We start from the raw sequence: 6,116 nt of genomic DNA on the forward strand, positions 1-6,116 counted from the left end.
GTCTACAGCGAGGCCGACGTGCTGCTGGAAGACCCGCAATGGCAGCGCCGCCTGCGCATCAGCCGCAGCGGATCGGCCAGCGTGGTGGTGTGGAATCCCTGGCAGGACAAGGCCGCACGCCTTGCCGACCTGCCGGACACGGGCTGGCAGGATTTTGTCTGCATCGAAGCGGCCAATGCCGGCGAAGACAGCCGCCTGCTGGCCGCCGGGGCCAGCCACAGCCTGTGCTGCCGGCTGAGCCTGGCGTGAGCGGCCCGCGCACCATCCCTGGACCCTGCCTGTCCGCCACCCTGGCGGACAGGGTATACTGCACGCCATCCCGCCAGCACGGCGTCGAAGTGGACAGCTTGTAAATGGCCAGACAGAACACGATTTCCAGTTATCTCCCGGTGACCTTTGCCAATGGCAACCGGGTTCGCCGCTTTGGCAAACATTGCCCGCACTGCCATGCCATGGTGGGTTGCGAACACATGTCCGGCCTGGCCAGCCTGCAGCAGGACAAGCTGTTTCTGGCGGCGCAGGGCACCTGCCCGGCCTGCCGGCACCGCTTCCCCATTGCCTGCGTCATCACCGACGACAAGCGGGTGCACCGGGTACTGCTGCCCTTGTGGGCGTATCGCCTGTGGCTGCAAATGGCCACCCGCAACACGCCGCAACCGGTCGCCCAGGCCAACTGGGAAGTACAGGAAGAAAACGCCGCAGCGGCCCCGCAGGGGATACGGCTGAGCGAGGCCGAGGTGACGGCCCGTTCGCCGGAGATACTCGGCCGCTTTCAGGACCAGCCCATCAGCGCCTGGATCGAATACCAGGAGCGGCGTTTCGTATTTGAACGGGCGGCCCCCCCGGGGCAGTTCACCCTGGGCGAACAGGAGCTGCTGCTGGCCGGCAAGCTGATTTACCGCCAGCAGGACATCGCCACCACGGCTTGAGATGGCAGGTATGTGGATACCTGACACCAGCCCGGCCTAGCCGGGCTTTTTGTTGCTTCACCGATCAGTAACCAGGAGCAGTGACTGCCACGACGCCGCCCCACTCCCCGTGGCGCGCGCCGTCTGGGGTGGGTTGGGCAAGGTTTTAAGCCGCCGCCCTGTCTGAGCCATTCGACGCTAGCGAATGGCGAGTTCGGCGGCGCCTTGCCCGGCCCACAGCAGACGGGGGTTTCGCGCAACCCGGGGTCGCCTAGGGGTGCAGGGGAGCTGGCGAGGCAGCTCCCCTGCCTGCTCGGCGGGCAGCCCCGCCATGAAAAACAGTACCGCGTAGCGGTTCTCATAGCGGCTGACCAAGTCATTTGCTTCGAAGTAGCCTCGCTTTCCTTCAAGAAAGCGAGAAGGTTTTTTGCGTAGCGGTTCGACACTTTGCTCCGCCAACTGCTCAAGACATACCGATCCACCCTTTAGATACAGTAATCCCCCCACACCGCCTGCACCGCCGCCACCGCGGCCAGCGCGGCGGTTTCGGTACGCAGGATGCGCGGGCCCAGTTTCAGCGGGGTCCAGCCGGCGTCCAGCGCCGCTGCCTCCTCGCGGGCGGAATAACCACCCTCCGGCCCAGCCATCAGCCAGGCCCGCTTGGGTGCGCTGGCAATATCCGCCAGCTTCTGTGTCCCCAGCGGCGACAGGATCAGCCGCGCATCGGCATCCTGCTGCTGTTGCAGCCATTCATGCAGGCTGAGAATGGGCAAGACCTGCGGCAGGGTATTGCGCCCGCACTGTTCGCAGGCGGATTGCACGATTTCCTGCCAGCGCTGCACCCGCTTGTCGGCCCGCTCGCCGGACAGCTTCACCACCGAGCGCTCGGCGGCAATCGGCTGAAACAGCGACACGCCCATTTCCACCCCTTTTTGCAGGGTGAATTCCATGCGGTCACCACTGGAAATGGCCTGCGCCAGCCCCAGCCATACCGGCGACTCGCGGCTGATGTCGTCAAAGCGGGTGATTTCACAGCTGGCATCGCGCTTGTGCAGCGACAGCAAGCTGGCCTGATACTCCCCGCCCTGACCATTGAACAGGGTCAGGCTGTCGCCTTCTTTCAGGCGCAGCACCTGGATGTGACGGACAACGGCATCGGGCAGCGACAGGGTTTGCCCCGCCGCCAGCGGTGTTTCGATAAAAAACCTTGGCATGGCGTATTGAAAGTCCGTGGTGATAACGGTATTTTGCTTTGTTTGCTGCAGTTGCAACAACCCATCTTTAGCAAGTGGCAAAAATGATGGCACCCATGGGCCCTCATGATTGCTCCGGCGCTGTCACTTGCTTCAGCAGCGTCTTGCCCCTTCTGCTACACAACGTGGACAAGACGACAATCATGCCGCTGGTACGATGGCCGGCGGCCATGCAGTTTACCTTACTGACTGACGTCGGCCGGATGGCCGCTGTTGTCGTTTCTGCCAGAAGCCGGCGAGCCGGCGCGGCAGGATACCCAGGAGAACACCATGCAGGTGCTTGAACAGGTGATGCAAGTTGTCCGTGACGTGGCCCGCCAGGAGGTGATGCCGCGCTTTTTGCGTGTGGGTAAAACACGCAAGGACGATGGCTCGCTGTTCACCGAGGCCGACATGGCCTGCCAGCAGGCGCTGGGGGAAAAACTGCCGGCCGTGCTGCCGCACCCGGTGCTGGGCGAGGAAATGAGCCGCGAAGAGCAGGATGCGCTGTGGCTGGGCAATCCGGACGGCCTGTGGGTGGTCGACCCCATCGACGGCACCACCAATTTCGTCAACGGCCTGCCCTACTTTGCCATTTCGGTGGCGCTGATGGTGCGTGGTGTCAGCGAGCTGGGGGTGATCTACAACCCGGTATCCGATGAAATGTTCTACGCCCGCCGCGGCCAGGGTGCCTGGCTGAACCAGCAGCGCCTGCCGCTGAAAACCACCCGCAACAGCATGGGCGATGCCATTGCCGCGGTGGAGGTGAAATACCTGCGTTCCGGCAAGCTGGCCGCACGCATGAGCAGCGTGGCGCCGTTCGGCAGCCAGCGCAGCATGGGCTCCAGCACGCTGGACTGGTGTTTTCTGGCCGCCGGACGTTACGATCTCTACCTGCACGGCGGCCAGCGGCTGTGGGACTATGCTGCCGGCGCGGTGATCCTGGAAGAAGCCGGCGGCCGCCTGGCCAGCCTGAACACCGATGACTACTGGAGCGATACGGTGTGGAAGCGCTCGGTGATTGCCGCCATCGACCCGGAACTGTACGGCCACTGGCACCGCTGGGTGCGGGCCAACCAGTAGCGCCAGCGCGGCTTGCGCGCTTCAGGGCGCGGCAGATCCCGCCAGCCGGTATGCCTGCAGCTGGGTGATCACCCAGTTACCGCGATAATTCTTTTTATTGCTGAAATCGGTGTATTCCTGCTTGACCACATGACCGATGGCCGGTGCATACCAGTCGGTTTCGGCAAGCGGCCCGGAGTAACCGTCATGATGCCAGCGGCCAGTGATGCGGATCGGGTAGGCTACAAAGCTGCCGGCAGGCACTGTCACCGTTTCGCTCTCCCCCACAGTGACGTCCTGCTCGTAAGGGATGCCCGCCAGCTGGTAACTCAGATGGTGGGACTGGCCGCTGCTCAGCGGCCAATGGAAAATGTCGAGGCTGAAAACGGTTCCCGTTTTTTTATCCAGCAGCCGCAGGTTGTAATCACCATCGCGCAGCATGTCATAGCGACGCCCGGTTGAATCCTCTACCTGAAAGCGGTAATCAAGCCCGCGGTAGCCACTGAACACCTCACGCTGATGACTGATTTCCTTGCCGGAATAGGCGTCGACCGATTGCAGCTCGAACCAGCTGCCCGGATGCAACACCGGTTTGCTGGCCGGCTCGGCCGCCTGAACCACGGCGGCCATCATCCAGACCGGCACCATGCACCATCTTGCCCCTGACATGCACGACTCCTTGCTTGCCAAAAAGTCATTTTGCATAAAAAACAGGCGGCTGGCTAGAAGTGCAAGGCGGTCTGGCTTATTGGCTATAGTTTTCCGGGCAGAAATGCCGCTCCACCAGCTCGATCAGGATATGTAGCACCTTGATGTGCAGTTCCTGCACGCGGTCGGCATACTGGCCGCCCGGGGTGTTGACGTAAACGTCGGCCAGCGGTTCCAGCCGGGTGGCGGCACGGCCGGTGAGGATGATCACCTTCATGCCCAGCTCACGCGCCACCGTGGCGGCGTTGACGATGGTCTGGCTGTTGCCGCTGGTGCTGATGCCGATCAGCACATCGCCAGCCCGGCCATGGCTTTCCAGATAACGCGAAAACACATGCTCGTAGCCAAAGTCGTTGGCCACGCAGCTCATGTGGCTGGGGTCGGAAATGGCAATGGCCGCCATGCCGCGCCGGTTGTTGCGGTAACGGCCGGTCAGCTCTTCGGCAAAATGCATGGCATCGCACATGGAGCCACCATTGCCGCAGGAAAAGATGCGGCCACCGGCCGCCAGGCTGGCAATCAGCTGCTGCGCAGCGGCCTCGATGCTGGCCAGTGCCTGGGGATTGGCCAGCAGATTGTTCAGTGCGCTTTGCGCTTCAGTCAGGCTGGACTGGATATGGGAAATCATCGGCGATCCGTCATGCGTGCGGGCAAGGGCACCGTGCCATTGCCATCGGGAAACAGCGCTGGCGCGGCGGCCAGCCTCGTCATCATACCCTGCCCCCCGCCATGGCAGGAAATGGCAGCCGGGTAAAATTAGCGCAATACCAGCAAGGCCGTGCCGGCACAGCTGAGCAAGGCCCCCAGCCAGGCGGCCAGCGCCGGGGGTTGTTTGTACACCCGCCACAGCATGGGCAGGATCAATACCGGGCTCAGCGCCGACAGCATGCCCACCGTGGCCACATTGGCATGTTGCAGTGCCAGCATGATCAGCGTCATGCCCAGGCCCAGCGCCACCAGGCCATTCAGCGCCGTCTGCCCCAGCATGCGCGGCGTATAGGCACCGCGGCTCCTGGCCAGCGGCAGGCCGCCCAGCCACAGCAGATTATGCACAAGACAAGCCACGCCCATGCGGATGGCCGAGGCGGTCACCGGCTCCAGCCCGCCGGCGATGGCCGGTTTGGCAAAAAAGGTACCCAGCGCCTGGCACAGTGCCGCCGCCATGCCCAGTGCCACGCCCAGCTTGAAGTGGGCGGGATGCTCCCAGGCCTTGCTGTGCTGCTTGCCACGGCCAAAGGCCACTGCCAGCATCACCCCGCCAAACACCATCACGCTGCCGAAAAAACCGGCCAGGCTGAGTTTTTCCTGCAGAAACAGCATGCCCAGCAGCACGGAGAACACCGAGTGCGTGGCAAACAGCAGGCCGGAACGGCGCGGCCCCAGCCGGTTCATCGCGGAAAAATACAGGGTGTCACCCAGAAAGATGCCGGTCAGGCCGGAGAGCAAGGCCGGCAGCACATTGGCCCAGTGCATGCTGTGCCAGCCGCCACTGGCCAGGCTGATGCCGCCCAGCAGCAGCGTCATCAGGCTCAGCCGCAGGCGGGTAAAGGTGAAGGGGCCAAAATGCATGGCCGGGCCGGCCCCCAGAATGGCGCCCCAGGCCCAGCAGGTTGCCGCGCCCACGGCGGCAAGGTCATACCACATGATTATCCCGTCATGGCAGCGGCCCGTGTGCGGGCACTGCCGCTATCGCACAAAACAGCCAGCTTACCTGCCCGGCGGCCATTCCGGCCAGTGCGGCAGATTGTCCACCTCCAGCCAGGGTCGGGTGTGACTGGTCCAGATATGCTGGCTGGCCTGCTGTGCGGGTGCCTCGTCCAGCGTGGCCACGCGCAGGATGACATGAGGGCTGCCTTCGCGCTCGGCCAGCAGATGGCTGCCACACTGACGGCAGAAATGGCGCAGCTTGCCGGGTGAGGACTGAAAACAGCCCAGTTGATCCTCGCCGCGCAACCAGCGGAAATGCTGGCGCAATACTCCGGCCGTTGGCACAAAGGGCGCGGCATGGGCTTTCTGGCAAGTCAGGCAGTGACAGTGGGTAATCGGCAGGTCCAGTTGATCCACTTCATTAAGTGACTGCGCCACACAGACAGCTGCCTAGCATGCGTCATTCTCCAGCAGGGTGATTTCCACCCGCTCCTTGCCCTTGCCGATATTCTTGCGCTTGAGCGCAATACGCCCCACCTCGCCGGTACGGCGCAGGTGC

General features: G+C 63.4%; 7 protein-coding genes and 1 pseudogene. 3 read left to right on the forward strand and 5 right to left on the reverse strand.

Features of this window, described 5'->3' with window-relative positions; genetic code table 11:
• Nucleotides 1-249: pseudogene (locus JHD64_RS20660) on the forward strand (D-hexose-6-phosphate mutarotase); the annotation flags it as partial.
• A 104-nt stretch (nt 250-353) separates the two neighbouring features.
• Complete coding sequence (locus JHD64_RS20665) at nt 354-929, forward strand: hypothetical protein (protein ID WP_059286258.1); 576 nt, start codon at nt 354-356, stop codon at nt 927-929.
• Nucleotides 930-1,393: 464 nt separating this feature from the next.
• On the opposite strand, the gene JHD64_RS20670 is transcribed toward JHD64_RS20665, so the two are convergent.
• Nucleotides 1,394-2,122, reverse strand: a complete 729-nt coding sequence (locus tag JHD64_RS20670) for a 16S rRNA (uracil(1498)-N(3))-methyltransferase (RefSeq protein WP_059286262.1) — start codon at nt 2,120-2,122, stop codon at nt 1,394-1,396.
• A gap of 315 nt (nt 2,123-2,437) precedes the next feature.
• Between JHD64_RS20670 and JHD64_RS20675 the strand changes: the two genes are divergently transcribed.
• Nucleotides 2,438-3,223, forward strand: coding sequence for an inositol monophosphatase family protein (locus JHD64_RS20675; protein ID WP_199055451.1), 786 nt, complete (start codon nt 2,438-2,440; stop codon nt 3,221-3,223).
• Between the two features lie 21 nt (nt 3,224-3,244).
• On the opposite strand, the gene JHD64_RS20680 is transcribed toward JHD64_RS20675, so the two are convergent.
• The 4 genes from JHD64_RS20680 to JHD64_RS20695 form a co-directional block, all read right to left on the reverse strand.
• Nucleotides 3,245-3,871: a hypothetical protein gene (locus tag JHD64_RS20680; RefSeq protein WP_199055446.1), complete on the reverse strand. Its 627-nt coding sequence runs from the start codon at nt 3,869-3,871 to the stop codon at nt 3,245-3,247.
• 76 nt (nt 3,872-3,947) lie between these two features.
• Nucleotides 3,948-4,538 carry a D-sedoheptulose 7-phosphate isomerase gene (gene gmhA, locus JHD64_RS20685; RefSeq protein WP_059286256.1) on the reverse strand — a complete coding sequence of 197 codons (591 nt, stop codon included), beginning with the start codon at nt 4,536-4,538 and terminating at the stop codon, nt 3,948-3,950.
• Nucleotides 4,539-4,666: 128 nt separating this feature from the next.
• Nucleotides 4,667-5,554 (reverse strand): DMT family transporter, encoded by an 888-nt coding sequence (locus JHD64_RS20690; RefSeq protein WP_233170640.1) that lies wholly within the window; start codon nt 5,552-5,554, stop codon nt 4,667-4,669.
• 63 nt (nt 5,555-5,617) lie between these two features.
• Nucleotides 5,618-5,995: a GFA family protein gene (locus tag JHD64_RS20695; protein WP_199055448.1), complete on the reverse strand. Its 378-nt coding sequence runs from the start codon at nt 5,993-5,995 to the stop codon at nt 5,618-5,620.
• Between the last annotated feature and the right edge of the window lie 121 nt (nt 5,996-6,116).

This window comes from Aquitalea sp. ASV15 (assembly GCF_016429115.1).
GTDB classification, from domain to species: Bacteria; Pseudomonadota; Gammaproteobacteria; order Burkholderiales; family Chromobacteriaceae; genus Aquitalea; species Aquitalea magnusonii.